The following is a 24,753-nucleotide window of genomic DNA, read 5'->3' as shown; positions in this document are numbered from 1 at the left end:
GCCCAGCCGTCGTCGGGCGCTGCCTCAGCTCCCCAACTGCGACAGTGCCGCAATCACCTGAGCCTTGGTGGCGATTTCAAGCGTCGGATCGATGACCGGGGCGAACTGGGGCGAATGGTTGGCGGGGATGTCAGAGTTCACGGTTCCCGCCTCGGCGGCCTTCTTGTACGCATCGGCATCGGCGCAGCCGATCATCCAGTAGGCGTAGGGAATCTCGAAGGCGTCGGGGATCTCGCTGAAGTCCTCCGAGGCGGTGGCGGGAGTCGCTGGCAGAACCACTCCGTCGTCGAAGTAGTCCTCAAACGCCTTGGTGACCGCATCGTTGGCGTCCTCATCATTGTCGGTGAGGGGGAACTGATCGTAGTACTCGAAGCTCGGTTCCTTCGGTGAGCCGGCGGCCTCGCATTCACCCTTGACGATGCGTTCGATCGAGGCGATGATCCGATCGCGAACCGTCATGTCGTAGGTGCGCAGGTTGAGCAGAAGTTCGGCCCGATCGGGAATGATGTTGGACTTCGAACCGGAGTTTGACGCACCGATCGTGACCACCGCGAACTCGCCGGGATCGGTCTCCCGAGACACGATGGTCTGCAGGCGCAGAACGATGGTGGCGGCGAGGACCACCGGGTCCACGGACAGATGCGGCATGGATCCGTGGGCACCGCGTCCGTGCACGGTGATCTTCACGGAATCACCGGCGGAGAGCACGGGCCCAGCCTTGGTGTTGACCGTTCCGGTGGGCATCGGCATGACGTGTTGGGCGTAGGCGATGTCGGGCTTGGGGATCTTCGATGTCAACCCATCATCGATCATCGCTTTGGCGCCGGCCGCATTCTCTTCCGAGGGCTGGAACAGTGCGATGTACGTGCCTGACCAGGCGTTGAGGTTCTCATTCAGCAGTCGGACCGCGCCCAACAGGGAGGTGATGTGAATGTCGTGGCCGCAGGCGTGCATGACACCGTCGATCGTGGAGGAGTAGTCGAGACCGGTGTCCTCGGAAATGGGGAGGGCGTCGATGTCGGCCCGCGCCAGAACGGTCGGTCCCTTGCCGTTCTCAATGACGGCGACAAGGCCGGTGGCCGAGATGCGCTCAGCGCGGAGTCCCATGTCTTTGAGTTCTGATTCGATCCGGTCCGAGGTCTTGTGCTCCTCGAGGCCGAGTTCGGGCTCCCGGTGGAAGTCTTTGTAGAGGTCGCGCTGCCAATCCAGCTGGGAGTCGATGGTGTCCAGGAAACCGGTATTCGTCATCACTTCTCCTCGTCAAAGAGTGTGGGTCGGGGATGACCCGTTCTCAGTTTTCCACGTTAGCAGGGGAGCCGAGGAGCCCGAGGGCGTGCAGGTCGTTGCGAAGCTGCTGGGCGCCGGTGAAGAGCAGGCCGACGAATCCGAGCTGGTTTGCGGCATCGATGTTCGCCTGCAGGTCATCGACGAAGACAGTCTGCTCGGGTACGAGGTCGAAGCGTCGGCTGAGGAGGTGGAAGATCTCAGCGTCGGGTTTGATCAGCTTCTCTCTCCCAGAGACCACGATGTCTTCGAGCTCGTTGATCGCCGGTGCGACCTTCGGGGCATGGTGAAAGGTTTCGGCCGACCAGTTCGAGAGACCCAGCAACCTGATCTCCGAGGCCTTGAGCTCGGCGACGACCTCGGCCATTCCCTGAATCGGACCGGTCAGGGACCGATCGAAGCGGTCATAGTAGGCGGCGACGATCTCACCGTGCCGTGGATCTGATTCGGCCGCCCGTGCGACCACCTCTGTGATCGGAACCCCGCGATCGGCCAGCGTATTCAGCGTGCCGAAGTCAGCCTCGGCGGCAAAAGCATTCCACTCGTCGCGGGTCAGCTGATCGGCCAGAGGGCCAGTCTGATCCCAGCCTATGAGCACGTTGCCCAGGTCGAAGACGACGGTGGTGGGGTGCAGGTCGGTCGGCTGAGACATCGTGGAATCACCAATTCTGTGTGGGGACCTCAGGAGTTCCAACGCTACTCTCGGACAATCGCGCCTGCATCTGCTGAAGATGCTCGACGAGGGCTCGCCGAGCATCGTGTGGTTTCAGTTCTGTGGGCTGCCACACCAGATGGGATGCCAGACCGTCGATGACGGCGTGAAGCAGAATCACCTCGGTCTCGATCCGCTCGGGCCGGTCCTTGGCCTCCGCTCCAACCGCTTGGTCGATGATGATGCGGCAGGTCGTGCGCACTCGCCTCCAAGCGTCCTGCTTCGTCTCCTGCAGGTTCGGATCGGCACCCGAGGCGGAGAAGAGAGCGAGGTAGACCTCCATCTCGAGGCGTCGATCCTCGTCCAGAGGAAGCAGCTCTTCCGCGATGGCCTCGGCCGACTCCAGCGGACTCGGTGCACGCGGAAGTCTCCGTACGCGCTCGCCGGCCCGGTCGATGACCAGTTTCATGGCGAAGGCGAGGAGCTGGGACTGGCTTGCGAAGACGTGCCGGAGCGAACCGACGGACAGCCCGGCTTCTGCGGCGACCGAGCGCACAGATGCTCCGGCGACCCCGTCTCGAACGATGACCCGCCATGCTGCTGCGGCGATCTCCTCGCGCCGACTCTCATGATCGATGAGCTTGGGCACAAGAGATCCTTTCCGGTGGCAGGACAGCTGTATCACCGTAGCAACCGGAAGGGCTGCATGCATGGAGGTGAGTCGGCGGCGTCACAGCTGGTGAGTCATAGATTGTTAAGGCCCGAAGTACCGGCGCACGGAGGAAGGTATCCAGAGCAGGCCGATCATGAGGACGTGGAGAATATCCGTGGGGATCACGGCCCACAGGAACATTGCTCCCTGGGTGGCCGAGTAGAGGCTGAAATAGGTGGCGACAATCAGATAGACCGTCAACGTGATGCGAGCCCAATTGCGCCCGCGCAGGACTTTGGGAACTAACCAGAGCAGCAGGGCGACGTCGACGAGGTGGAGCACCACTGCGTAGACGATGGTCGCGACGAGCACCCAGTCCTTCCACTCGGGATCCAAGCTGCCTCCAGTGTCTTCCTCGATGGCAGCTCTGAGGCCAGCCTGATCGATCATCATGACGATGGGCAGGGCGATGAGCAGGATGATGCTGGCGACGACTCCGACCACCAGCCAGCGAAGCGCCAGCGGTGCAGGTGGCGGGTGTTGAGCTTGGGTATTGTGCTTGTTTTGGTAGTACGACTGTGATTCCATAATTGAAACCGTAGTTGCCAAGCGAGCTGTCGACAATGGATCGGCGAACCTCAGCTCATTGCCCGCAAGAGGTTCATCATTCAGTGTTTCCGCATGACAATTTTTGAATTGCAATCTGCATGACATATCGTTGAGTACTCAATGAGTTGACAATGAAAGGTTGTACTTCATGTTGGAGCTGTGTATGCGACTCGTTCGGGCGGACACCGAAATCCGGAGGAAGCTGGAGGTTCAGGGACTGACGCTGAACGATATGAGCGTGCTGCAGAGTCTGTGCGCTGCCCCGGATCGACGATTGCGTCGCGTCGAATTGGCTGATCGCCTGGGAATCACCCCGTCGGGGATTGCCCGCCTGGTCGCACCGCTTGAAAAACTTGGATACCTGGCGCGGGACTCCGATCCGCACGACGCGAGGATTTCACTCGTGTGCGTGACCGATGTCGGTGCCGAGCTCTACCAGGATGCCGTCAAGGTCGCCGAGGAGAAGGCCACCACCCTTCTGGGCGACGTCTTCGACGCCGCAGAACAGGAACAGCTGACCGAATTGCTGGGGCGCTTGGCTCCGTCTTTCGCGCGGCGACCCGTTGCGGCAGAGGACTGATGTCCGCGGACGCTCCTGCTCGGAACTGTCGCTGGATCCTCGCGGCATGACCGCAGGGTGTCAGCACTGCAGGATGTCAGCGTTGCTGAATCTCAGCCCCGGAACGCCGAAAAGCGTGTGGTCGTGCTCGGAGCAAGTGAGAACACAAGCTCCAAACGCGAACACACGCTTTTGGTAAAACTGAGGGTAACTTCGCTCCCGCGAGGTGATCGTTGCTGACGAATCAGCAGCGCTCAGGCCGGGACCGGAGAGTTACGGGTTTTCTCAGAGGGGACGAACGCTGGTGGCCTGGAGGCCCTTGGAACCCATTTCCGAGTCGAACTCAACGTTCTGACCTTCGGTGAGCTCACGGTAGCCGGTCGATTCGATCGCGGAGAAGTGAGTGAAGACGTCTGCTGAACCATCGTCAGGCTGGATGAATCCGAAACCTTTTTCCGAGTTGAACCATTTCACGGTACCTGTAGCCATAATCTTTGTATCCTTATTTTAAACTGGTGATCGCCGAAGCGATCTGGATGGTCGGACCCTTTTGCGGGCCCGGCTGTTCACACTCTCAGAGACCTGATCTGATCGACAGAGTCGACAAGCTGATCGTCTGAGTGTGTGATTTCTCGTTGGATGGTCTGCGCATTGAACGCAGGTCCGACGAAAAACTGTGGTGAAACCGACGTTCCGGAATTCGTGCTGATGTGAAGAATCCTTGTCTCAGGCGAAAGCGGGAAAGCTCGGTATCGGTAATGCACTCGAAGGTGCGGGATGGAAGCCGTAGAACGGCTGGACTGAAAAGTATAAAAAATCTTATGAGGCGCGGACGGTAGACACGCGCCAACTGGCAACCGCACGGTGCCAAGCGAATCTACCTACGCTCGCGACACCATGTGCTCCGCACTGTTTCGTACGGGAACAATTTAACTCTAACAGAGTGTTTCGGGCATCGGTGCCAGAAAGTTCGGAGAAATTATAATTAGGATTGTATGCAATCCGTCGTCCACTTCGAATTGACGTTCTATGCAGCACCGCGAAACCGGCCCTTCCTCCGAAATCGGCCCACGCCGTCAGCGCCGCCTGGCCATGAAATACCGTCGCCGCCGCACCGTCGTCGCCATCCTCGCGGTCCTCGTCATCGCGGTACCGGTCACGGTCGTCACCCTTGTGAACGGCTTGAAGTCGAACATCACCTCCTCTCCTCTGCGAGCGGGAGGCGGCGAGGTGCCCGAGAAGATCACAGACGAACTCAACGTCCTCATCCTCGGCTCAGATACCCGGGAACTGGATGCCGATGACTACGGCTCAGGCGACGGTGCCCGCAGCGACGCGATGATCCTGGCCCACATCTCCGATGACTCTTCACGCATCGACGCCATTCAGATTCCCCGCGACACGATGATGGACATGCCTGCCTGTCAGGACACCGGCTCGGGGGCTTCGGAACCTCGGCGCGCCATGATCAATTCGGCGCTCAACCAGGGCCCGGCGTGCTCGGTCTCCGCGGCCGAAGAGCTCACGGGAGTCCGCGTCGATCACTTCATCGAAGTCAATTTCGACGGCTTCGCCACCATCGTCGACGCACTGGACGGAATCGTCGTCGATCTCGACGAACCCCTGTACGACGATAAGGCGAATCTCGATCTCCCAGCCGGAGAGCAGACGCTGCGCGGCACCGCTGCCCTGGCGCTCGCGCGGACCCGGCACGCCGTCGGCGACGGCAGCGACATCTCCCGCATGGGCAACCAGCAGATGGTCATGGACTCGATCATCGACAGAGCCAAGAGCTCTCACACCCTGTCGCGGCCCGACCGGCTGTACAACTTCCTTGACGCGGTCACCTCGTCTCTGCGCGTCGATAATGACCTTGACTCGGTCTCGGCGCTTGGATCGCTGGCCTCGACAGTGTCATCGGTGCCCAAAGACTCGATCAGCTTCAACATCATGCCGTGGCAGCCGGCACCTGGCAATCAGAACCGAGTCGTCAAGTCTCCGGCAGCCGACGCCGTCTTCTCGGCCATCACCGCAGATGAGCCGATCGGTGACCTCGTCGACTGAACTGCACACGATTGACTCAGCTGCAAACGGTCGACTGATCTGCAGACGTTTGGTGCTGACCAAAGAGAGTGAGCGGCTGTCCGAACAGGAGTCCAGACTGCGAATGCGTCCAGACAGTATTCATAGTCGGCGTTTAGACTGCCCGGATGTCTACGATTGAAATCACCAAAGACAACTTCGAGTCAACCATCACCGACAGCTCGATCCTCCTTCTCGACTTCTGGGCCGACTGGTGCGGCCCCTGCAAGCAGTTCGCCCCCGTGTACGAAGAGGCCTCCGAACAGAACTCGGACGTGGTCTTCGGCAAGGTCGACACCGAGGCACAGCAGGAGCTCGCAGGTCTCTTCGCGATCTCCTCGATCCCGACGCTCGTCGCCTTCCGTGAGGGCATCGTCGTCTTCGCCCAGCCTGGCGCTCTCGCCGCACCCCAGCTCGAGCAAGTCATCACCGCAGTCAAGGACCTCGACATGGACGAAGTCCGCGCCGAACTGGCCAAGCAGGAAGCCGGAGTCGACCAGGCGGATCCCTCGGCCATTCCCGAAGATGCAAGCCAGTCAGCTCCCGAAGCCGGGCAGCAGGCCTCCGGACCAGGATCGGCACAGTGACCGAACCCCAGCAGGCTGTTTCTCAGGATTCCGCCTCGAATGAGGGAGTCCCTGACACCGTCGCTGCCTGGGAGGAGCGCTACGCCGGCACCGGCGAGGCGATCTGGTCGGGCAACCCCAACGAGTCGCTCGTCGCCGTGGTCCGCGGCCTCACCCCCGGCCGCGTCCTCGACGTCGGCTGCGGTGAGGGCGCCGACGTCACCTGGCTGGCCGAGCAGGGCTGGGACGCGACCGGAATCGACCTGTCCCAGACCGCAATCGACCGTGCCGGCGAGATTGCCGAGGCAAAAGGTGTGAGCGTGAAGCTCGAGGTCGCCGACATCACCACGTGGAGTGACCCCGAACCTCGCCGAGGCGGCTTCGACCTCGTCCTCGGCTGTTTCCTCCACACCCGGTTGCCCGACACCCGGGAAGAACTCGTCGGCCGCTTGGCTGAGTACGTTGCACCGGGCGGCAGAATTCTGCTCATCTCCCATGCGGAGATGCCGGACTGGGCCGAGAACCATGATGACGAACTGGGCCACGGACTCGGCCATCATCATGAACCGGTCACCCCGAACGGAGACTTCGCCCTGCTCATCGGCGGCAGCCCGGCTCGCTGGGAGATCGAACTGGGTGAGCTTCGCACCCGCGAGGTCGAAGGCCCGGACGGGAAGCCATCCGAAATCGACGACAGCGTGCTCCTGGCGCACATGGTGACCGACTGAGGAGCCACCTCGGCGAATGAGATCACCGCGTCTCACCTCGTGAAACACCGACGGATGATCGTGGGCGATTTGGTCACCATCGGCCACCGAGAAGGGCTAGGGTTGAGCCATGGCTCGGTTCAGTCCTCTCGAGTGGCCGGTGATCCGGCAGCTGCGATCCTCCGATGCGTCGGGGCGCGGCGAATCAGTGGTGTCCCAGAAAACCCGCGACACCACCTCACGTACCGCCACAGCGGACAAGGTCGTGCAGTCGGTCTGTCCGTACTGCGCCGTCGGCTGTGGTCAGAAGGTCTTCGTCAAGGATGACAAGGTCATCCAGATCGAAGGCGACCCGGACTCACCGATCTCACGCGGACGTCTCTGCCCCAAGGGCGCGGCCAGCGAACAGCTCGTCAACGCCAATGGACGCATCACCGACGTCCTCTACCGAGCGCCCCGAGCCAAAGACTGGCAGAAGCTCGATCTGCCCACCGCCATCGATATGGTCGCCGACCGCTTCATCGAAGCCCGCCGCAAGCATTGGGAGGACTTCGACGACAAGGGCCACCCGCTGCGTCGCACGATGGGGATCGCCAGCCTCGGCGGGGCGACCATCGACAACGAGGAGAACTACCTCGCGAAGAAGCTCTACACCGCGGCCGGGGCGATACAGATCGAGAACCAGGCGCGTATTTGACACTCCGCCACGGTTCCCAGTTTGGGAACCTCGTTTGGGCGAGGCGGCGCCACACAACCCGTCCAGGATATGGCGAATGCGGACTGCATCATCATCCAGGGATCCAATATGGCCGAGTGCCACCCAGTGGGCTTCCAATGGGTGACCGAGGCCAAGGCCCGGGGTGCACGCGTCATCCACGTCGATCCTCGTTTCACGCGCACCACCGCGATTGCCGATAAGCATGTCCCGATCCGGGCCGGCTCTGACATCGTGCTGCTGGGCGCGCTCATCAACCGTGTCCTGAGCGAAGGTCTGCACTTCGACGAGTACGTGCGTGCGTACACGAACGCCACGAACCTCATCAGCGAGAACTATCAGGACACGGAGGACCTGGACGGTCTCTTCTCCGGATTCGACCCAGACACGAACTCCTACGACAACTCGACCTGGTCGTATCAGACCGACGAAGCAGGCCGGGCGGTCAGGGATGAGAGCCTGAGCGACCCCAGGTCGGTGTTCCAGATTCTCAAGCGTCACTACTCCCGGTACACACCCGAGATGGTGGCCGAGAACTGCGGCATCAAACCCGCCGACTTCGAATATCTGGTCGAGTCCGTGACCCAGAACTCCGGACGCGAACGCACCACCTGCTTCGCCTACGCGGTGGGCTGGACCCAGCACTCCCTGGGCGCGCAGTTCATTCGCACCGCCTCGATCCTCCAGCTCCTGCTGGGCAACATGGGCCGACCTGGCGGCGGCATCATGGCTCTGCGCGGGCACGCCACGATCCAGGGCTCGACCGACATCCCGACCCTGTTCAACCTGCTGCCCGGCTACCTGCCGATGCCCAGTGCAGGAGTTCACGAGACCTTCGACGACTACGTCGCCGCTGTGGGCACCCCGGAGACCCATAAGGGCTATTGGGCCAACGGGCGCAGCTACGCCACCAACCTGCTCAAGGCGTGGTGGGGCGACGCGGCGACGAAGGAGAACAACTTCGCCTACGACTATCTGCCGAAGATCAACGGCGCCCACGGCACCTATCAGACGCAGGTCCGCATGCTCAACGATGGTGTCGACGGTTACTTCCTGCTGGGCCAGAACCCGGCCGTGGGATCAGCCAACGGTCGGATGCAGCGCATGGCGATGAGCCACCTGAAGTGGATGGTCGTCCGCGACTTCCGGCTCATTGAGTCCGCCACCTGGTGGAAGGACGGTCCGGAGATCGCCAGCGGTGAGCTCACAACCGAGGACATCGAGACCGAGATGTTCTTCATGCCCGCAGCCAACCACACGGAGAAGGCCGGCACCTTCACGCAGACGCAGCGCCTCGTTCAGTGGCGGCACAAGGCCGTCAACCCGCCAGGTGACGCACAGAGCGAACTCGACTTCTTCTTCGAACTCGGTCAGCGAGTGCGAGAGAAGCTGAAGGACTCGACCGACCCTCGCGACCGTCCGCTCCTCGACATGACCTGGGACTACCCGGTCGACGAGGAGGGCGAGGTCGACCCCGAATCGGTGCTGGCCGAGATCAACGGCTACTACGTCGGTGGAGAGAAGGACGGGCAGCCGCTCGACAACTTCAACCAGATGACCGACGACGGCTCTACCGCGGGCGGCTGTTGGATCTACGCGGGCATCTACGCCGGCGGGCAGAACATGGCCGCCCGGCGCAAGCCCCGCACAGAGCAGGACGAGACCGCCGCCGAATGGGCCTGGGCGTGGCCGGCGAACCGCCGCATCCTCTACAACCGCGCCTCGGCGGCACCGGATGGCACCCCGTGGTCGGAGCGGAAGAAATTCGTCTGGTGGGACGAGGAATCCGGCAAGTGGACGGGCAAGGATGTGCCCGACTTCCCGATCGATCGCGCACCCTCGGCCCGATCGGATCAGGCCCACGGCGGACCTGCGAATCTTGACGGAGATGATCCGTTCATCATGCAGGCCGATGGCAAGGGCTGGCTGTTCGCACCCAGCGGCATGGTCGACGGACCGATGCCCACACACTACGAACCGCAGGAATCGACGGTTGCCAACCCGCTCTACGATCAGCAGAGCTCACCGACGCGCCTGGTCATGCGCCGTGAGGACAACCTGTCCGCGCCAGGTGCCGGCAATCCCGGTTCCGAGGTCTACCCCTACGTGTTCACGACCTACCGTCTGACCGAGCACCACACCGCCGGTGGCATGTCTCGGTGGCTGCCCTACCTGTCAGAACTTCAGCCCGAGATGTTCTGCGAGATCTCGCCAGAGCTCGCCGCCGAGGTGGGCCTGGAGCCCTATGGGTGGGCCACTCTGGTCTCCCCGCGCGCAGCCATCGAGGCCCGCGTGCTTGTGACCAGGCGAATGACGCCGCTGACGATCGGCGGGAAGACCATCCACCAGATCGGCCTGCCTTATCACTGGGGTGTAGGTGGGGATGCCACGGTCGAAGGCGACTCTGCGAATGACCTGTTGGGTGTCACGATGGACCCCAACGTGTTCATCCAGAACAGCAAGTACGTGGCCGGAACGATCATGCCGGGCAGGCGTCCGCGCGGACCCGAGCTCGTCGACTTCGTCGAGAAGTATCAGCGAGAGGCCGGGCTGAGTCCCGAATCGGGCAACCAGCTCGTCACCGTCTCCGACGCGGTGGTCGCCGAGTCGCTCGCCGCTGATTCTGCGGCCAGCAAGGGCGGGCATCCGCATCGCGGCGGCGACTCCGCCGTCGGTGTCACCCCCGGGCGCACCTTCGGAAGAGAAGCGACCGACAGTGCCGACGACCGCTCGGGTCGTGTCGATCTTCGACCCGCCGATTCCATCGACGAGAACAGGACCGAGACCGTGGGCGCGAACCGCGCGGACGACGGGGACCCGACCGACGGGGATCCGGACCGTGGCTACATCGGCAAGGATGCGGACAGCGCTCAGAAGGGCAACCTCGGCGAGGGTGCACGTGACATCAGCGGCCGAAAGGACGAGGCTGCTGACACGACTACCGTGGACAATAGAGGAAACGAGGAGGAGGACTGATGTCGACTTCGACTGTCGAGAACGACGCCGTTGCGGACGGGCACTGGCACGGCTCCGCGCACGAGCGCAAAGGGTTCTTCACCGATACGTCGATCTGCATAGGCTGCAAGGCCTGCGAGGTCGCCTGCAAGGAGTGGAACAACAATCCGCAGGACGGCACCTTCGAACTCCTCGGCTCTTCGTATGACAACACGGGCAGCCTCGGCGCCAACACCTGGCGTCACGTCGCCTTCATCGAACAGGACTCCGAGCGGATCGAAGCCGCCCGCGAATCCGGACGGAAACTCGTCAACCTCGGCATGCCGACGATCCGACCCCGCACGGACGAGAACTCAGGAACGCAGCCGCTCGGTGGCGCACTGGGCGCCGCGGAATCCGGATCCAACGGGGCCGGTGCCACTGGCGGTGGTCTACCCACGACACCGCCGATGGGCATCGACCTGCTGGCACCAGGAGCCCTGAGCCCGAGCGACCCGGAGGACATCGCCAAGCTCGACACGACGCCACCGGACACCGCTGACTTCCGCTGGCTGATGTCCTCAGACGTGTGCAAGCACTGCACCCACGCTGGCTGCCTCGACGTGTGCCCCACGGGTGCACTCTTCCGCACGGAATTCGACACGGTCGTCGTGCAGAACGATGTCTGCAACGGCTGCGGCACCTGCGTGGCCGGCTGCCCCTTCGGCGTCATCGAACGCCGCGATGACGGCACGATCAACACCCCTACCGACCGTGACGATCGCAAGGCCGCGGACATGGATGTGCCGGATAAGAACACGGCCAACAAGTGCACGCTCTGCTACGACCGCCTCGTCGAGGGTGATAACCCGGCCTGCGCGCAGACCTGCCCGACCGAGTCGATCAAGTTCGGCGACCACGACGACATGGTCGACAAGGCCCACACCCGCGTCGCCGACCTCCACGCGAAGGGCATGACCGAGGCACGCCTGTACGGCGCCAACCCGAACGACGGCGTCGGCGGAACCGGATCGGTCTTCCTCATCCTCGACGAACCCGAGGTCTACGGACTGCCCCCGGATCCGCGGGTGCCGACGAAGGACCTGCCGCAGATGTATGCCAAGGCAGGCATGGCCGCACTCGGCATGGTCGCAGCCGCCGGACTCGCGTTCCTCGGGAGCCAGCGTTGAGCACATCCGAGTACGATTCCTACCGCCCACCTGAGCTCGATCGGGGCCGGAAGAAACGTCGCCGAGGCGGTCGCCCCGGTGGCCGTGGCGGCGGTCAGGGTTGGAAGAACAGCGGGGCCGACGGCAACCGTGAGATGCCGATGGTCGAGGATGTCGAATTCTCCTCTTACTACGGACGTGCCATCGTCAAGGCTCCGCCATGGGGCGATGAGATCGCGCTCTACCTGTTCCTCGGCGGCTTGGCCGGCGGCTCGAGCCTCTTGGGCCTCGGCGCCCAGTTCAGCGACCGCCCGGGTCTGCGCATCGCCACCAGGCTCACGGCGATCACCGCGACCGGCGTCGGGGGAGCGGCACTCGTGGCCGACCTCGGCCGTCCCGAACGCTTCCTCAACATGATGCGCGTGTTCAAAGTCAGCTCGCCCATGAGCCTGGGCACCTGGATCCTCTCCGGATTCGGCGTCGGCTCGGGAGTACTTGCCGCGATCGAAGTCGACCGGCTGACCGGTCTGCGGCTTCCGCTGGGGCCGCTGCGTCGAATTCTCCATGCTTTCGAGACTCCTGCCGCGCTCGAGTCGGCACTCTTCGCCACTCCTCTGGCCGCGTACACCGGAGCGCTCCTCGGCGACACCGCGGTCCCCACTTGGAACGCTGCTGGCCGCAATGGTCTCTCCTACGTCTTCGTGTCCTCGGCCGCAGTGGCTGCCGGAGGCACTGCGATGGCTCTGGCTCCCGTGCGGGAGAACGGACCGGCACGCCTGCTCGCTCTGGTCGGTGCCGCCGGAGAGGCGATCACGATGGATCGGATGAAGAAGGGCATGCACCCCGCCGAGGTGGATCCTCTCGAAGAGGGCGAACCCGGCCACAAGCTCCACCGGGCGGAGAAGCTGCTCATCGCCGGTGCGATCGGAACAGCCGCCGCCGAGGTGGGGGCCAGGGCGTTCGCAAAGAGGCTGGGGAAGGGTGCGGGTTGGAAGACTCGAACAGCGCTGCGTGCGCTTTCGGTCGTGTCCGGTACAGCACTCGCAGCCGCCTCGGCGTACACGCGATTCGGGGTCCTCGAAGCCGGCATCGAATCCACGAAGGATCCGCGCCACGTCGTCGAACCGCAGCGCGCTCGCCTCGAAGAGCGCCGCGCCCGCGGCATCACAGGCGACTCGATCACGACCGGGGTGTAAGCGGCACCCCCCCCTGACGCGGACAGCGGGTGGAAGTCCTCACTGGGAGCAGCACTACCACGTGCCGCAGTGGTGCGTTGTGGCGTCAACGGTGAGGGATGCTCGGAATTTCCGACAACACATGTTGCACAATAATGCACGTGCAGTAACGTGTGGAACCTATGAAGGTTGCCGTCAAAGAGTTGCTCGCCGACCGGCGCAACGGCATGTTCTCGTGGTGGCAGACACTGCTCGTGGCGCCCATCATGGGTTTCGTCTACTGGCTCTTCGTGAGCGGATTCAGGCGCTTCCGGGATGAGGACGTCACACCGCGCTGAATCTGCCGCTCCTCACCGACGGCGGGCGGATGACACAAGTGGAGCGAATCGCCTAGACGGTCGTTCGGACCGAGTGGATGCGGGGCCCCGCATGAACGAACGTGCACGCCCGCACGGTCGACCAGGTCATTGATCTTGTTTCAGCGTGAAGCCCCGCACATCTGTCGTAGTCTGGACTCATGGGGCGCTTATGGAAGACATGACGGGCAGCGATGAGGCGCCGGGGTATCGGCAGTCCCGGCAGTCCGCGGACGAGTCATCACTGATTTTCCCCGCAGGGGCCTCGAAGGGTGAGAGAGTCGCGATACGACTGGAGTCCATCGAGAAGAACGGTCGGCTTGTCATCGGCCGCGCGTCCTCCGGCGCCTACGTCGGACGTCTCATCGGCAGCGTGGCGCTTGGTCTGCTCGGACTGCTCGTTCTGGTGTTGGGCGCCGACGGATTCGTAGCATTGTGCGCAGTCGTGCTCTTGATCCTCTTCGGTTTGGTGTCCCCGATGCTCATCGTCAGACGTCATCAGCAGGACTACCGTCTCGAGCTCACGCCGGAGAGCCTCGAACTCATTCGCGACGGACAGAGCGGGGAAGAGACCGTGCACCATGCGACGTGGTCGGTTGTCGACAGCGTGACGACAGCGAGTTTCGGCAATCGCCCGGAATCCCCGTCCTTCCCCGCTGTCAACGTCGCGTTCGCCTCGGGATCAGGAAGGCGGTCGACGCGCCGTTCATTCCTCACGCGTGAAATTCAGGGGGAGAGGATCGTTCTCAACCAGCCGCTGGAAGTGGGCCGGTGGGAGTTGGTCGATCTACTCACAGCTGCTCACGAACGGTTCAGGCCGAAGCCCGATCCTGCACGCTGAGGTCCACCCCTCGGCCCTGCTTCCTACCGCCACCACGACACCGAGGTGACGTGCCAACTTCACTGCACGTGCACACCCGAGCCTATGACGATCTCTCCGATGATCGGCTGTCCCGGGATCTCGCCGACGACCAGCAGTCCGCCCGAGGTCTGGGCATCGGCGAGGAGGAGCATGTCATCCTCGCTCACTGAGTCGTCGGCGGTGAGGCTGGGACGCACCCAGTCGAGGTTCCGACGAGTTCCGCCGGAGACGTACCCGTCGGCGATCGACTGATCGACTCCGCTGAGGCGGGGTACCGAAGCCGCGTCGATGACCGCTCCGACGCCCGATGCACGGCACATCTTGAACAGGTGGCCGAGCAACCCGAAGCCGGTGACATCGGTGGCCGCGCGCACACCGGCAGCCACTGCCGCCTGCGCAGCGTCGCGGTTGAGCTCGGTCATCGTCGCGACGGCCTCGGCGAAGTATTCGCCGGTCTGCTTGTGCCGGTTGTTGAGGATTCCCACACCGATGGGCTTCGTCAGAGTCAACGGCAGGCCCACCTCGGCGGCATCATTGCGCATCAGCTCATCGGGATGGGCGATGCCGGTCACCGCCATGCCGTACTTCGGTTCGGGATCGTCGATCGAGTGCCCACCAGCGACGGGGCACTTCGCCTGGGCGGCGACGTCGAGGCCTCCGCGAAGAACTTCGGTGAGCAGTTCCATCGGCAGTTTCTCGCGCGGCCAGCCGACGAGGTTGATCGCCGTGATCGGCGTCCCGCCCATTGCGTAGATATCGGACAGGGCGTTCGCCGCCGCTATCCGACCCCAGTCGTAGGCATCGTCGACGACAGGGGTGAAGAAGTCGGCTGTCGAGAGCACCGCGAGGTCATCGCGGACCCGGACGGCAGAGGCATCGTCCCCGTCGTCGAGGCCGACGAGGACATCGGCACCGGGCTGGCCAGTCAGGCCCTTGACCGCCTCTTCGAGCTCGCCGGGCGGGATCTTGCAAGCACAGCCTCCGCCGTGGGCGAATGAGGTCAGACGTTCCTGGGTGGCAGTCATACCGCGAGACTAACACCGAGGTGAGACCAGTGCTACAGGTGCTCATTCGACCATGATCGGGCGCTGCCTGATCGCCGAGGCAGCACCGACGATGCATCAGTGGCGGTTCCCCGACCGACCGCCGAGGCGGGCACGGGCGAACCTCGCAATGACGAGTCCGCCGATGACCAGCAGAGCGCCCACAGCGGCCGTCAGCAGCACCGGTCCGCCGGTTCTCGGCAGGTCTCCGCCTCCGTCGCCCGAACCGTCCGAATTCGACCCTGGATCGGCATTGCCGCTCGCCGCGGAGCCATCACTCGCCGAACCGTCCCTGTTGCCGGATTGATCAGAGCCATCGTCGGATGAGCTGCTGTCATCCGAGCCGCCAGCAGACACTTCAGAGTCCGAGCTGTCCGCACTGCCCGAACCGTTCGCCTCGTCGCCGCCGTCATCCGACGCAGCAGATGTGCCGTCTTCTGACCCTGCAGAAGCCCCGTCCTCATCGGCTCCGTTGTCAGACCCTTCGGCATCTTCATCACCCTTGTCATCGCCTGGACCGGTAGGCGGTCCGTCTCCGGCGACCTCGACCGTGGTCTTCGCGGTCTTGCCGTTGACAGTCACCTCCACGACTGCGGTGCCGGGGTTCTCGGCGGTGATCTCTCCAGTGGCCGGATTGATCCGGATCACCTCGGAGGCTGCCTCGGGTGCCGAGGATCCAGCCGCCTCGGCGTGCACCTTCGCTCCTGTCGCCTTCTGCATATCAGCCTCGGCGCCGGCATCGATGACGACACCGTCTCCGCCCCACTGTGCCGTTGCCGGCCAGCCGACGGGCACTGTGCGCTCACCCTGGGTGAACTCGGCGGAGATATCGGCTGACTGTCCGGTCACCATCGATGTCGGTGCATCGACGGAGATGGAGTCCACCTGCGGCTTCGTCTCTGCGGCCAGCCAACCTACGCGGTCGGCGGTGCTCGGATTATCTCCGACCTCACCCACTCCGGGGTCGATGCCGAGCATCGTCCATCCGGTGAATCCGCCGGTGGCAGGCGTGCCCGCCGGATTCTTCCCTGAATTGCCGTTGATGAGGTACGAGACTCCTTCGACTGCAGCCCCGTGGAAGACTCCGACGTGGCCGTTGATCACCGCGGCAGACTTTCCGCTGCTCTCCCGGAATTCGCCGAGCTTCTTCTCCAACTCCGCGGCCTCACGACGGTCGCCGAGCTGGCTCGTCTTCGACGGCAGCGGATCCTGCGGAGGATGGTGGAAGAACACGGTGATGCCGGTGAGATGATCACTCTCATCCACCTCGGCGAGGGCATCCTCAAGTGCACGAAGCTGCTCGCTGTCGCTGCCGTGCAGGGACCCGGCCGAGGAATTCAGGGTGAGCACCTTCGTGCGACCGACGGTCCTGGCAGTCGTCGGTGATCCGAACGCGGATTCGAAGTTCTCGATCTCGCCGCCCATGATCTCGTGGTTGCCGGGGACATAGATGTAGGGGATGTCCTCGGTCCACTCGTCGGCGATGATCGACTCGGCGAGCTCGAAGTCGGCAGGTGAGGCCTCGTCGACGAAATCGCCGTTGATGACGAGAAGATCCGGGTCGGCCCTGCGGATCTCACGCAAGGTCCGCCGCGCGCCCTCGACCGATTCTGAGTCGGGATCTGTGGCGACGAACTGGGCATCGCTCATCACGGCAACCTGCTGGGGTCGGCCCGCGACGGAGCCGGTGCTCAGCAGGGCCGGATCGTGGATTGTCTGCGTCTTCGGGTCATCGGTCTGAGGGGTGGAGACCGCGCGCAGGTCGGCGATCGAGATCTCGCCCATGTACTTCTCGGCCGATCGAGTCTCCATGAAGCGGATACGCTCGAGGGTCAGTGGCTGCGAGAGGCCGGCGGGCACGGTGAAGCGCACCTTCTGCCAGCCGTCGAAGGTGAGATGGTCCCCGTCGATGTTCGTCGTCGTCCCGTCGGCGGTCTTCACCTGCAGTCGGGGCCAGGCACCGGAGCCGTCGCCGCGGAGCATCATCTCGAAGGCCAAGGTGTTGCCCTCGACCGGCACCGGTTCCTTCGGGACGAGGTAGTAGCCTCTGGTCGCCGAGGAGGTGGTGAAGTCATAGGAGAGGTCGATGCTCGGCTTGCCGTCATCGGTGGGCTCTCCTTGTGTGAATGAGCCCGTCGCGCGGTCCGAGGCGTCTGTGAACGCGGAGAGGTCGGAGAAGTCGAGCACCTCAGTGGATTCCGTGCCGACGGTCACCGGGATCGTCGTCTTCGCCTTGCCCACGGTGAGTGTGACCGATCCTGTGGGGGATTCGCCCGCGGCATTGACGACGAGGCCGCCCGTTCCGTCGTCTTCGACGTGGAGTCCGTCGGTGGCCTCGACGTCGATGTCCGCTGGCTCGATGAGCGCGCGTCGGCCCTCGGAGTCGAAGCCCTCGACGCGCACCTTTTCGCTCGCGCCCGTCTTCTCGAGGTTGATCGCGCGGGTGCTCGGCTGCAGGCCGATCGCCTCGCCCAGGACGCGCAGGTCCTGCCGCGCCGTGTGTCCGTCGACCTGGTAGGAGACCCTGCCGGTCCCGGTCGAGTCGCCGGTGACGCGGGCGGTCTCCTCATCCGAGTCCGCGACCGAGACGCCTCCGTCGGCAGAGAAGGTGCCCGAAGCGGCGATCGGTTCGAGGTTCGCTCCCAGAGCCGTGCCCTCGACGCTGCGGTGGAGTCCCTTGAACACGGAGTCCTCGTCTTCGATGACGGGCTCGATCTGTGCGTCGTTGATGGTCTGTGCCGGCGCATCGGAGTAGAACACGAGGGCATTGCCGACCGAGCGTTCCTCTCCGTCGGAGGGGTCATTCTGCAGCGCGGGCGCATCTGCTCCGGCTTCGCGTGCCAGCATCGTCGTCGAACCGCCGCCATCGAGATTGATGGCGTTGTGAGCGCCGATGTCGGAGAAGAACTCGCCCATATCGTCGAGGCTCATTCCACCCGATGATTCGCTGCGACCGTCGATCGTGGCCACGAACAGTTCGGATCCATCCTTGCTGATGCCTACGGCAGTGCGCGGATGCGCGGTGGTCACCAAGCTGTCCTTGCCCATATCGGGGACTTCGCCGTCCTTGAGGACCTGGTGGCTTCCCCCGATGCCCAGGTCGACGTTCTCGCTGGGACCGATCTCGATCTCCACCTCGTCGCCGACCTCGAGCTCAGACAGAGTCTTCGCTCCCGAGTCACGTCCGAGGAGGACCTGGCCGTTCTCGGGAACGTCCGGATCCCCGGCCTCGTCGATCATCCCGGAGGACTTCGTGACGGCGCCATCGACGACGGTGACCCGCGCGACCTCCTCTGCCATCGCATCGGGTCCGCCGACGGGCCGGTTGAGGGAGTAGTCACCCCAGACCTCGTTGTAGACGCCGATCGCATCGCTCGACAGGTTCGGATTGTTCAGCCCACCGAGGTCTGTCTCTTCCCCGTCGGCGGTCATTGTGCCCGCCGCTGAGAGCATCGTCACGGCGGCCTTCTTGTCGGCGAGGGTGAACGCCGGTTTGGGAGTCTGAGAGCCGATCCGCATTCCGTTCCTGCTCACCGAGGTGTAGATGGGGGCATAGGAGTGGTTGATATCGAAGAACGTACCGTTGACCGCTGCGACTGCCTTCTCACCGTTCTTGCCTCCCTTCATGATCTCGCTCGTGGTGTCGTGGCTGGCGACTGTGCCGGTGTCGCGGACGTCGAGGGACAGGGAGTCCGTGGTGAGATCGGCGGTGAGAACGTTTCCGTTGTTCCAGCCGCCGTCCTCAAGACGCGAGAAGTCCGTGACCTCGAGGCCCGGTGCGACCCGCTTCGTCTCGGAGGAGCGGAGGACCGACCCGTCTTTGCCCAGATCCTCATCGCTGGGCGGGGCAGCGCTCGCCGGCACCGAGGTGGCCAGGAGTCCGCCCGGACCCATCGCCCCCGGAGCGAGGAGTGCAGCGATCACTGCGAGAACGAGAACGAATGACCTGGTGAACGCGGCATGACTCGACGAAGGCAGGATGCGTGAAGACATGGGGTCTTTCTGGAAAGACAGCGGGGAGACCCGGCTAGCCTAAGGCGACCATGACAACACCTGAGCAAACCCTGAGTGAACTCGGTCAGAAGAGTGAAAGCGGGGGTGAAGGGTGCGCCGTCTGTCAATCGACCATGTCTGCTGCCACCACCGCGAGATCCCGGTGCTGCCAGGCCACGCGAGGTGTCAGCCCTGCCTCGCTCAGCCAATCGAGTTGTTCGGCCAGCGGGCTGGGGGTGTCGATGACCCCGTCGATCGGCGTGATCACATCTGCCGGATCGGGTGGAACGACGAGATCTGCGAGCACGAACCGGCCGCCAGGAACAAGGACCCGTGCGATCCGTGAGAACAGATCGGCCTTCCCCTCCCCGCCGAGGTGATGCACCGCAAGCGTCGACATGACGAGGTCGAAGGGACCGTTCGGCAGCGAATCCTCCAGCCGCCCGAGGCTCAGCGTGCTGCGGTGATGATCGAGAACCTTCCTGGCACCGGCCAGCATCTCCTCACTTTCGTCGATGCCGTGGATGTGTGCCTGCGGCAGTGCCTCGGCGACCCGTCTGGCGGTCAGCCCGCTGCCCACCCCGAGGTCGAGGATCGTGCGCGGATCCGCCTCGGCGACGGCTGCGGCAAGCTCACTTTGGAGCCGTCGGTAGTCGGGGATCTCCTCGGCCATGACGTCGAGGTAGGTGTTCGGATCCCAAGTGAAATCCGACATGATGTGTCCTTTCATCGGCGTGAATCGGTCAGTTCATTGGCATCGCCGATGGTTCCAGGAAGGCGACGATGCCGTCCACGATGGCGGCATTGCGCCAGGAGAACAGAGCATCGAAGGCGTGTTGGGCGCCGGGCAGCTCGACGTACCAGGTCGTGTTCGGCGACCCGGTGCGAATGTGGTCGTACAGGGCTCGAGCTTCTTCGACAGGAACCCAGGAATCATGATCACCGTGTGCGATGAATATCGGCGGTGCCGTTGAGGGGTCAAGAGCCAGAGGCGTTGACGGCTGTGACTCGTCCTCGCCTCGGCCGAAATATCGACCGATCCACGGGTACAAGCACACAGCGGCAGCGATCCGCGGCACCGCCTCGGCGGAACTCGGAGGAGCCAGCGCGGTCATCGCGGTCATATGTGCGCCGGCCGAACTGCCGGCCATGACGATCCTCGTGACATCGCCGCCGTGGATCTCGGAGTTGTCCCGGGCCCATCGCAGGACAGTGCGCGCATCGTCGAGATGGTCGGTGAATCCCGCGTCGGGCCGCAGGCGATAGGTGGCGCTGATGCACGTCCAGCCCTGAACGGCCAGACGATGAAGTAGGACGCGGCCCTCATTCCGGTTGCTTCCGGAGGAATAGCCGCCGCCGTGGAAGTAGACGAGGATCGGGCCGAACAGATCACCGTTCCTGTGCCGGTAGACGTCCAGGCGCTGGCGAGGATGATCGCCGTAGGGCAAGCGTCCGATTCGTTTGACCGCCCCTGGCCGCAGAGGCACCGGGACGACGAGCGGTCGTATCCAGCTTTGAGCCGCATCGTTGCTGATCTGCACACCGTGGTCGGCAGCGGTCGAGGCGACCACTGACCGGGCACGGGTTGCTCGCCTGGTCAGTTCGAGGAGACCGACGAACTCGAGCCCCGCGACGATGAGCAGCACGGATCCGAGAAGACCGTGCAGATCGCCTTCGCTGAGTGCCAGGACAGTGGAGAAAACGAGGAGGAGTGCTGCCAGATGCGGGATCTCGTTGATGACCATCGTGAGGTAGAAGGCGAGGATTCCGAAGCGCGTGACCCTGATCAGGGCGGTGAATGTGCACACCCCGATGATGAGAATTGTGATGATGTAGCCGATCGGCATGGATGTCCCCTTCGACATCGGAGAGCGCGCCGCCCCTCCACTTTCAGGCTAGCATTCTGCGTTCGAGGCGAGAAGCCTCTCCCGGAGGTCAGTGTGGACACAATCAGCGTTGTCCCTGTCCAGGCGGGGAGCCGGGGCCCTGCACGCCGGGGTAGGATTCTTCACGGAGGCGTCCGAGTCCTGGTGGGCTCCCCGGTCTTCAAAACCGGTGAGACCGAGTATCTCGGTCTGGCGGGTTCGATTCCCGTCCGCCTCCGCCACCAGCATCGTCGGTGTCGTCGCGCTCGACCGCAGTGAAGGAGAATGCAGCCTTGGCCCATACGGATCCGCGGCGCAGCATTCCGCGCACCGATCACCTCCTCGACCTCCCGGAGGTCATCACCGCAGGTGAGAGGCTGAGCCAGTCGACGATCAGGGCGATCATCGTCGAAGCTCAGAAAGCCGCTCGCGCCGGTGAGATCCCCGTCGCCGAGGTGGTCCCCACCGTCATCGAACACCTGAGTTCCCGTTCGGCCTCCTCACTGACCCCGGTGCTCAACGCCACCGGAATCATCGTCCACACCAACCTCGGCCGCGCTCCTCTGTCCGAACCGGCGCGACGGGCCGTGGCCAGTGCGGCCGGCTACGTCGATGTCGAGATGGACTTGGAGACCGGTCGACGCAGCAAGCGGGGGATCGGTGCGAAGCAGGCGATTCTGCGAGCCTGCCCGGGAGCCGACGACGCACTGATCGTCAACAATGGTGGCGCTGCGCTGCTGCTCGCGGTCACTGCGCTGCGCGGTGACAAGATGTCAGGAAACGACGGTTCTGCCGGTGCGAGCGACGCGTCGGTGGCAGGCGAGATCATCGTCAGTCGCGGGGAACTCATCGAGATCGGTGCTGGCTTCCGCCTGCCCGATCTCATGGCGACGACCGGTTCCCGGATTCGGGAAGTCGGCATGACGAACCGCACCCATCTCGACGACTACGCCGAGGCAATCACCGATCGAACAGCAAGCCTGCTCAAGGTCCACACGAGCAATTTCAGAGTCGAAGGCTTCACCGCCTCCGTCGAGATCGCTGCGCTGCGTGAACTCGCCGACGACCATGAACTCCCACTCATCGCCGATCTAGGCAGCGGACTGTTCGAACCCGACCCCTACCTGCCCGATGAGCCCGACATCGCCAGTGCGCTCGCCGCCGGAGCCGATGTCGTCATCGTCAGCGGCGACAAACTCCTCGGCGGACCGCAGGCCGGACTCATCCTCGGCCGCAGCGATGCCGTGCAGCGCATCGCGAAGCACCCCCTGGCCAGGGCGATGCGCACCGACAAACTCACGCTGGCCGCAATCGAGGCCACGGTCGCGAACACCGAGAACCCGGTCCAGGACGCTCTGCACATCGACGTCGATCGGCTCAGGGAACGTTCTGAGCGCCTGGCTGGCCTCGTCTCCGGGACCGTTGTCGCCCACGACGGGCGCGTCGGCGGCGGGGGAGCCCCCGGCGTTCCCCTTCCCGGCTGGGCCGTCGAAATGCCCGAGGAGCTCGCCCGCCCGCTGCGCCTCGGCAACCCGGCAGTCGTCGCCCGAGTTCACCAGGGACGATGCCTCATCGACCTGCGCTGCGTCCCCGAAGCCGATGACGATCTAGTCGGCGAGGCCGTGAACCGAGCTCGTGGGAACCATGCCTGAGATGTACGTTCTCGCAACCGCCGGCCACGTCGATCACGGGAAGTCCACCCTGGTCAACGCCCTGACCGGGATGGAACCGGACCGCTGGGCAGAGGAGAGGAAACGGGGTCTGACGATCGACCTCGGCTTCGCCTGGACGACGCTGCCGTCCGGGCGGGAGCTCGCCTTCGTCGACGTTCCTGGGCATGAGAAGTTCCTCGCGAACATGCTCGCAGGCGTCGGCCCGGCCCCCATCGTGTGCCTCGTCGTCGCAGCGGACAAGGGGTGGCAGGCCCAGTCGAGTGACCACCGGGACGCGATCACCGCGCTGGGCATCACCCGCGGCCTCGTCGTCATCACCCGCGCGGACCTCGCCCCCGAGTCGCTCCCAGCGACAGAGGCCCAGGTCAGAGCCGAACTGCGGGGCACACCGCTGGCTGATGCTCCGGTGCTCACCGTCTCCGCGACCACCGGGGACGGTCTCGACGAACTCGTCGCGACGCTCGATGCTGTCACCGCCGAGGCTCCTGCCCCCGACTCCGAGGCCCGACTGCGGCTGTGGGTCGATCGCGCCTTCACGATCAAGGGCGCCGGCACCGTGGTCACCGGCACGCTCACGGCCGGCACCCTTCGCACCGGTGATCGTCTGCGCCTCGTCGGGGAGACCTCGGACGAGGCGACGGCCGTCCGCGGTCTGCAGAGCCGGAACTCCTCCGCCGAGGTGGTCGTCCCCAGTGCCCGTGTCGCCGTGAATCTTCGTGACGTCGCAGCCGATGATATCCACCGCGGTGACGCTCTCATCAGTGACGATGCGTGGCCGATCGTCGAGGTCATCGACGTGCGCCGGACCATGGGCCAACTCCTCGATGAGGGCGTGCACGGGCTTATGCTCCACATCGGCACCGCCGCGGTCCCGGTGCACATGCGGCCCTTCGACGGCGACCACGCCCGCCTCACGCTCGAACGCCCGCTGCCGCTGCAGGTCACGGACCGGATCGTCCTGCGCAGCCCCGGCAGCCGCAACGTCTTCGCCGGAGTCGTCGTCCTCGACGTCGACCCACCCGAACTCAGCCGCCGAGGCGCCGGCACCAGGCGAGCCCGTGAGCTGGAAGGTCGTCCGGAGACCGGGGATATCCTCGCCGAGGTGGCCCGCCGGGGAGCCGTCGAACGGGCCAGATTGGTGCGCTTCGGTCTGAGTGTGCCCGAGGACCTGTCTGACGCTGTGGTGAATGCGTCCGGGGGATGGCTCGTGCACCGGCCGACCCTCGAGAACTGGGTGGAAGCGGCCGCGTCCATCGTGAAGGCGAAGCTGGCGGCAGAGCCCTTGGCAGCTGGCGTCCCCGAGAAGGCATTGGCTGAAGAGCTGCGCCGCCTCGACCCTTCGCTGCCCGGTGATCATAATCGCGAACTCGTCGCCGCGATCGCCTCCCGCGCCGGCCTGGAGACAGTCAAGGGTATGGTCCGCCCTCCCGGGCATTCCGCGGATCTGGGCCCTGCCGAGGCGGGTGTCGCCGAAGTGGAACGACGCTTGGCGGCCAATCCCTTTGCCGCCCCCGAAGCTGATGACCTGCGAGAGCTTCGTTTGGGTGTGCGGGAGCTTGCTGTCGCCGAGTCCGCGGGACGACTCCTGCGCCTCGGCGATGGTGTGGTCGTGTCACCACGGACACCCGCACAGGCGATGCGGCTGCTTGCGGGACTGGACCAGCCGTTCACGACGAGCGCTGCTCGTAAGGCTCTGGGCACCACGCGTCGCGTCGTCATACCCCTGCTCGAATACCTCGACGGTCGCGGTTGGACCCGCCGTATCGACAACACCTCACGCGAGGTCGTGCGGTAGGAGATCGGCGGCCTGAATGGAGTCTGAATCGCACCTGCGAACGACCCGATGGGCAGACCGAG

Annotated in this window: 19 protein-coding genes, 1 tRNA gene and 1 pseudogene; 12 read left to right on the top strand and 9 right to left on the bottom strand. The window is 64.3% G+C overall.

Translation table 11 applies throughout. The annotated features are described in order from the left end of the window. Positions 1-24: 24 nt before the first annotated feature. From BAUR9175_RS11265 to BAUR9175_RS11250, 4 genes are all read right to left on the bottom strand, one after another. Positions 25-1,248 carry an amidohydrolase gene (locus BAUR9175_RS11265; protein ID WP_101583785.1) on the bottom strand — a complete coding sequence of 408 codons (1,224 nt, stop codon included), beginning with the start codon at positions 1,246-1,248 and terminating at the stop codon, positions 25-27. Between the two features lie 43 nt (positions 1,249-1,291). Then, on the bottom strand, positions 1,292-1,936 hold the full coding sequence (locus BAUR9175_RS11260) for an HAD family hydrolase (RefSeq protein ID WP_069601178.1): 645 nt from the start codon (positions 1,934-1,936) through the stop codon (positions 1,292-1,294). 7 nt (positions 1,937-1,943) lie between these two features. After that, positions 1,944-2,585, bottom strand: a complete 642-nt coding sequence (locus BAUR9175_RS11255) for a TetR/AcrR family transcriptional regulator (RefSeq protein WP_165770467.1) — start codon at positions 2,583-2,585, stop codon at positions 1,944-1,946. Between the two features lie 105 nt (positions 2,586-2,690). Next, complete coding sequence (locus BAUR9175_RS11250; RefSeq protein ID WP_096146156.1) at positions 2,691-3,176, bottom strand: hypothetical protein; 486 nt, start codon at positions 3,174-3,176, stop codon at positions 2,691-2,693. A gap of 169 nt (positions 3,177-3,345) precedes the next feature. Between BAUR9175_RS11250 and BAUR9175_RS11245 the strand changes: the two genes are divergently transcribed. Beyond that, positions 3,346-3,777 (top strand): MarR family winged helix-turn-helix transcriptional regulator, encoded by a 432-nt coding sequence (locus BAUR9175_RS11245; RefSeq protein ID WP_069601175.1) that lies wholly within the window; start codon positions 3,346-3,348, stop codon positions 3,775-3,777. Positions 3,778-4,041: 264 nt separating this feature from the next. Here the strand turns inward: BAUR9175_RS11245 and BAUR9175_RS11240 are convergent, their stop codons facing one another. Then, positions 4,042-4,245 (bottom strand): cold-shock protein, encoded by a 204-nt coding sequence (locus BAUR9175_RS11240; RefSeq protein WP_069601174.1) that lies wholly within the window; start codon positions 4,243-4,245, stop codon positions 4,042-4,044. A 540-nt stretch (positions 4,246-4,785) separates the two neighbouring features. Between BAUR9175_RS11240 and BAUR9175_RS11235 the strand changes: the two genes are divergently transcribed. From BAUR9175_RS11235 to BAUR9175_RS11200, 8 genes and pseudogenes are all read left to right on the top strand, one after another. Then, positions 4,786-5,820, top strand: coding sequence for an LCP family protein (locus BAUR9175_RS11235; protein WP_101583782.1), 1,035 nt, complete (start codon positions 4,786-4,788; stop codon positions 5,818-5,820). Positions 5,821-5,966: 146 nt separating this feature from the next. Further along, positions 5,967-6,425, top strand: a complete 459-nt coding sequence (locus BAUR9175_RS11230; protein ID WP_069601172.1) for a thioredoxin family protein — start codon at positions 5,967-5,969, stop codon at positions 6,423-6,425. Continuing rightward, a complete protein-coding gene (locus BAUR9175_RS11225; protein ID WP_101583780.1) occupies positions 6,422-7,132 on the top strand; it encodes a class I SAM-dependent methyltransferase in 711 nt (236 codons plus the stop codon). The genes BAUR9175_RS11230 and BAUR9175_RS11225 overlap by 4 nt, the downstream gene beginning before the upstream one ends. Positions 7,133-7,241: 109 nt before the next feature. Continuing rightward, a pseudogene (gene fdnG, locus BAUR9175_RS11215) lies at positions 7,242-10,403 on the top strand (formate dehydrogenase-N subunit alpha); the annotation flags it as partial. A 398-nt stretch (positions 10,404-10,801) separates the two neighbouring features. Beyond that, positions 10,802-11,950, top strand: a complete 1,149-nt coding sequence (locus tag BAUR9175_RS11210) for a 4Fe-4S dicluster domain-containing protein (protein WP_101583774.1) — start codon at positions 10,802-10,804, stop codon at positions 11,948-11,950. After that, a complete protein-coding gene (gene nrfD / locus BAUR9175_RS11205; RefSeq protein WP_101583772.1) occupies positions 11,947-13,125 on the top strand; it encodes an NrfD/PsrC family molybdoenzyme membrane anchor subunit in 1,179 nt (392 codons plus the stop codon). Before BAUR9175_RS11210 ends, nrfD begins: the two co-directional genes overlap by 4 nt. Before the next feature lie 161 nt (positions 13,126-13,286). Continuing rightward, positions 13,287-13,442, top strand: a complete 156-nt coding sequence (locus BAUR9175_RS19375) for a hypothetical protein (RefSeq protein WP_180959235.1) — start codon at positions 13,287-13,289, stop codon at positions 13,440-13,442. A 190-nt stretch (positions 13,443-13,632) separates the two neighbouring features. After that, on the top strand, positions 13,633-14,301 hold the full coding sequence (locus BAUR9175_RS11200; protein ID WP_133066548.1) for a hypothetical protein: 669 nt from the start codon (positions 13,633-13,635) through the stop codon (positions 14,299-14,301). Between the two features lie 59 nt (positions 14,302-14,360). On the opposite strand, the gene selD is transcribed toward BAUR9175_RS11200, so the two are convergent. The 4 genes from selD to BAUR9175_RS11180 form a co-directional block, all read right to left on the bottom strand. Next, positions 14,361-15,347, bottom strand: coding sequence for a selenide, water dikinase SelD (selD, locus tag BAUR9175_RS11195; protein ID WP_096160171.1), 987 nt, complete (start codon positions 15,345-15,347; stop codon positions 14,361-14,363). 96 nt (positions 15,348-15,443) lie between these two features. Continuing rightward, the gene (locus BAUR9175_RS11190) at positions 15,444-19,358 is read right to left on the bottom strand and encodes a phosphodiester glycosidase family protein (RefSeq protein ID WP_101583770.1); all 3,915 of its coding nucleotides are present in this window, start codon (positions 19,356-19,358) and stop codon (positions 15,444-15,446) included. A 124-nt stretch (positions 19,359-19,482) separates the two neighbouring features. Next, positions 19,483-20,073 carry a class I SAM-dependent methyltransferase gene (locus tag BAUR9175_RS11185; protein ID WP_096158910.1) on the bottom strand — a complete coding sequence of 197 codons (591 nt, stop codon included), beginning with the start codon at positions 20,071-20,073 and terminating at the stop codon, positions 19,483-19,485. Between the two features lie 28 nt (positions 20,074-20,101). Continuing rightward, a complete protein-coding gene (locus tag BAUR9175_RS11180) occupies positions 20,102-21,205 on the bottom strand; it encodes an alpha/beta hydrolase (protein ID WP_180959234.1) in 1,104 nt (367 codons plus the stop codon). 165 nt (positions 21,206-21,370) lie between these two features. Here BAUR9175_RS11180 and BAUR9175_RS11175 point away from each other — a divergent pair. The 3 genes from BAUR9175_RS11175 (at position 21,371) to selB (ending at position 24,691) form a co-directional block, all read left to right on the top strand. Beyond that, positions 21,371-21,465 (top strand) — tRNA-Sec (locus BAUR9175_RS11175). 51 nt (positions 21,466-21,516) lie between these two features. Then, positions 21,517-22,875, top strand: coding sequence for an L-seryl-tRNA(Sec) selenium transferase (gene selA, locus BAUR9175_RS11170; protein ID WP_096146142.1), 1,359 nt, complete (start codon positions 21,517-21,519; stop codon positions 22,873-22,875). 1 nt (position 22,876) lies between these two features. Then, entirely contained in the window at positions 22,877-24,691 is a 1,815-nt protein-coding gene (gene selB / locus BAUR9175_RS11165) for a selenocysteine-specific translation elongation factor (RefSeq protein WP_180959233.1), read from the top strand. Positions 24,692-24,753: the final 62 nt, after the last annotated feature.

Origin of the sequence: Brevibacterium aurantiacum, assembly GCF_900169065.1 — a bacterium.
Taxonomy (GTDB): domain Bacteria; phylum Actinomycetota; class Actinomycetes; order Actinomycetales; family Brevibacteriaceae; genus Brevibacterium; species Brevibacterium aurantiacum.
This window is presented reverse-complemented; position numbering and strand designations above follow the sequence as displayed.

Bases quoted from the DNA above. Each gene is read 5' to 3' on its own strand.
- selD (WP_096160171.1), bottom strand. From the start codon at position 15,347: ATGACTGCCACCCAGGAACGTCTGACCTCATTCGCCCACGGCGGAGGC.
- BAUR9175_RS11185 (WP_096158910.1), bottom strand. From the start codon at position 20,073: ATGTCGGATTTCACTTGGGATCCGAACACCTACCTCGACGTCATGGCC.
- BAUR9175_RS11200 (WP_133066548.1), top strand. From the start codon at position 13,633: ATGGAAGACATGACGGGCAGCGATGAGGCGCCGGGGTATCGGCAGTCC.
- BAUR9175_RS11260 (WP_069601178.1), bottom strand. From the start codon at position 1,936: ATGTCTCAGCCGACCGACCTGCACCCCACCACCGTCGTCTTCGACCTG.
- BAUR9175_RS11230 (WP_069601172.1), top strand. From the start codon at position 5,967: ATGTCTACGATTGAAATCACCAAAGACAACTTCGAGTCAACCATCACC.
- BAUR9175_RS11235 (WP_101583782.1), top strand. From the start codon at position 4,786: ATGCAGCACCGCGAAACCGGCCCTTCCTCCGAAATCGGCCCACGCCGT.
- BAUR9175_RS11240 (WP_069601174.1), bottom strand. From the start codon at position 4,245: ATGGCTACAGGTACCGTGAAATGGTTCAACTCGGAAAAAGGTTTCGGA.
- BAUR9175_RS11245 (WP_069601175.1), top strand. From the start codon at position 3,346: ATGTTGGAGCTGTGTATGCGACTCGTTCGGGCGGACACCGAAATCCGG.
- BAUR9175_RS11250 (WP_096146156.1), bottom strand. From the start codon at position 3,176: ATGGAATCACAGTCGTACTACCAAAACAAGCACAATACCCAAGCTCAA.
- BAUR9175_RS11180 (WP_180959234.1), bottom strand. From the start codon at position 21,205: ATGCCGATCGGCTACATCATCACAATTCTCATCATCGGGGTGTGCACA.
- BAUR9175_RS11265 (WP_101583785.1), bottom strand. From the start codon at position 1,248: ATGACGAATACCGGTTTCCTGGACACCATCGACTCCCAGCTGGATTGG.
- BAUR9175_RS19375 (WP_180959235.1), top strand. From the start codon at position 13,287: ATGAAGGTTGCCGTCAAAGAGTTGCTCGCCGACCGGCGCAACGGCATG.
- selB (WP_180959233.1), top strand. From the start codon at position 22,877: ATGTACGTTCTCGCAACCGCCGGCCACGTCGATCACGGGAAGTCCACC.
- BAUR9175_RS11190 (WP_101583770.1), bottom strand. From the start codon at position 19,358: ATGTCTTCACGCATCCTGCCTTCGTCGAGTCATGCCGCGTTCACCAGG.
- BAUR9175_RS11210 (WP_101583774.1), top strand. From the start codon at position 10,802: ATGTCGACTTCGACTGTCGAGAACGACGCCGTTGCGGACGGGCACTGG.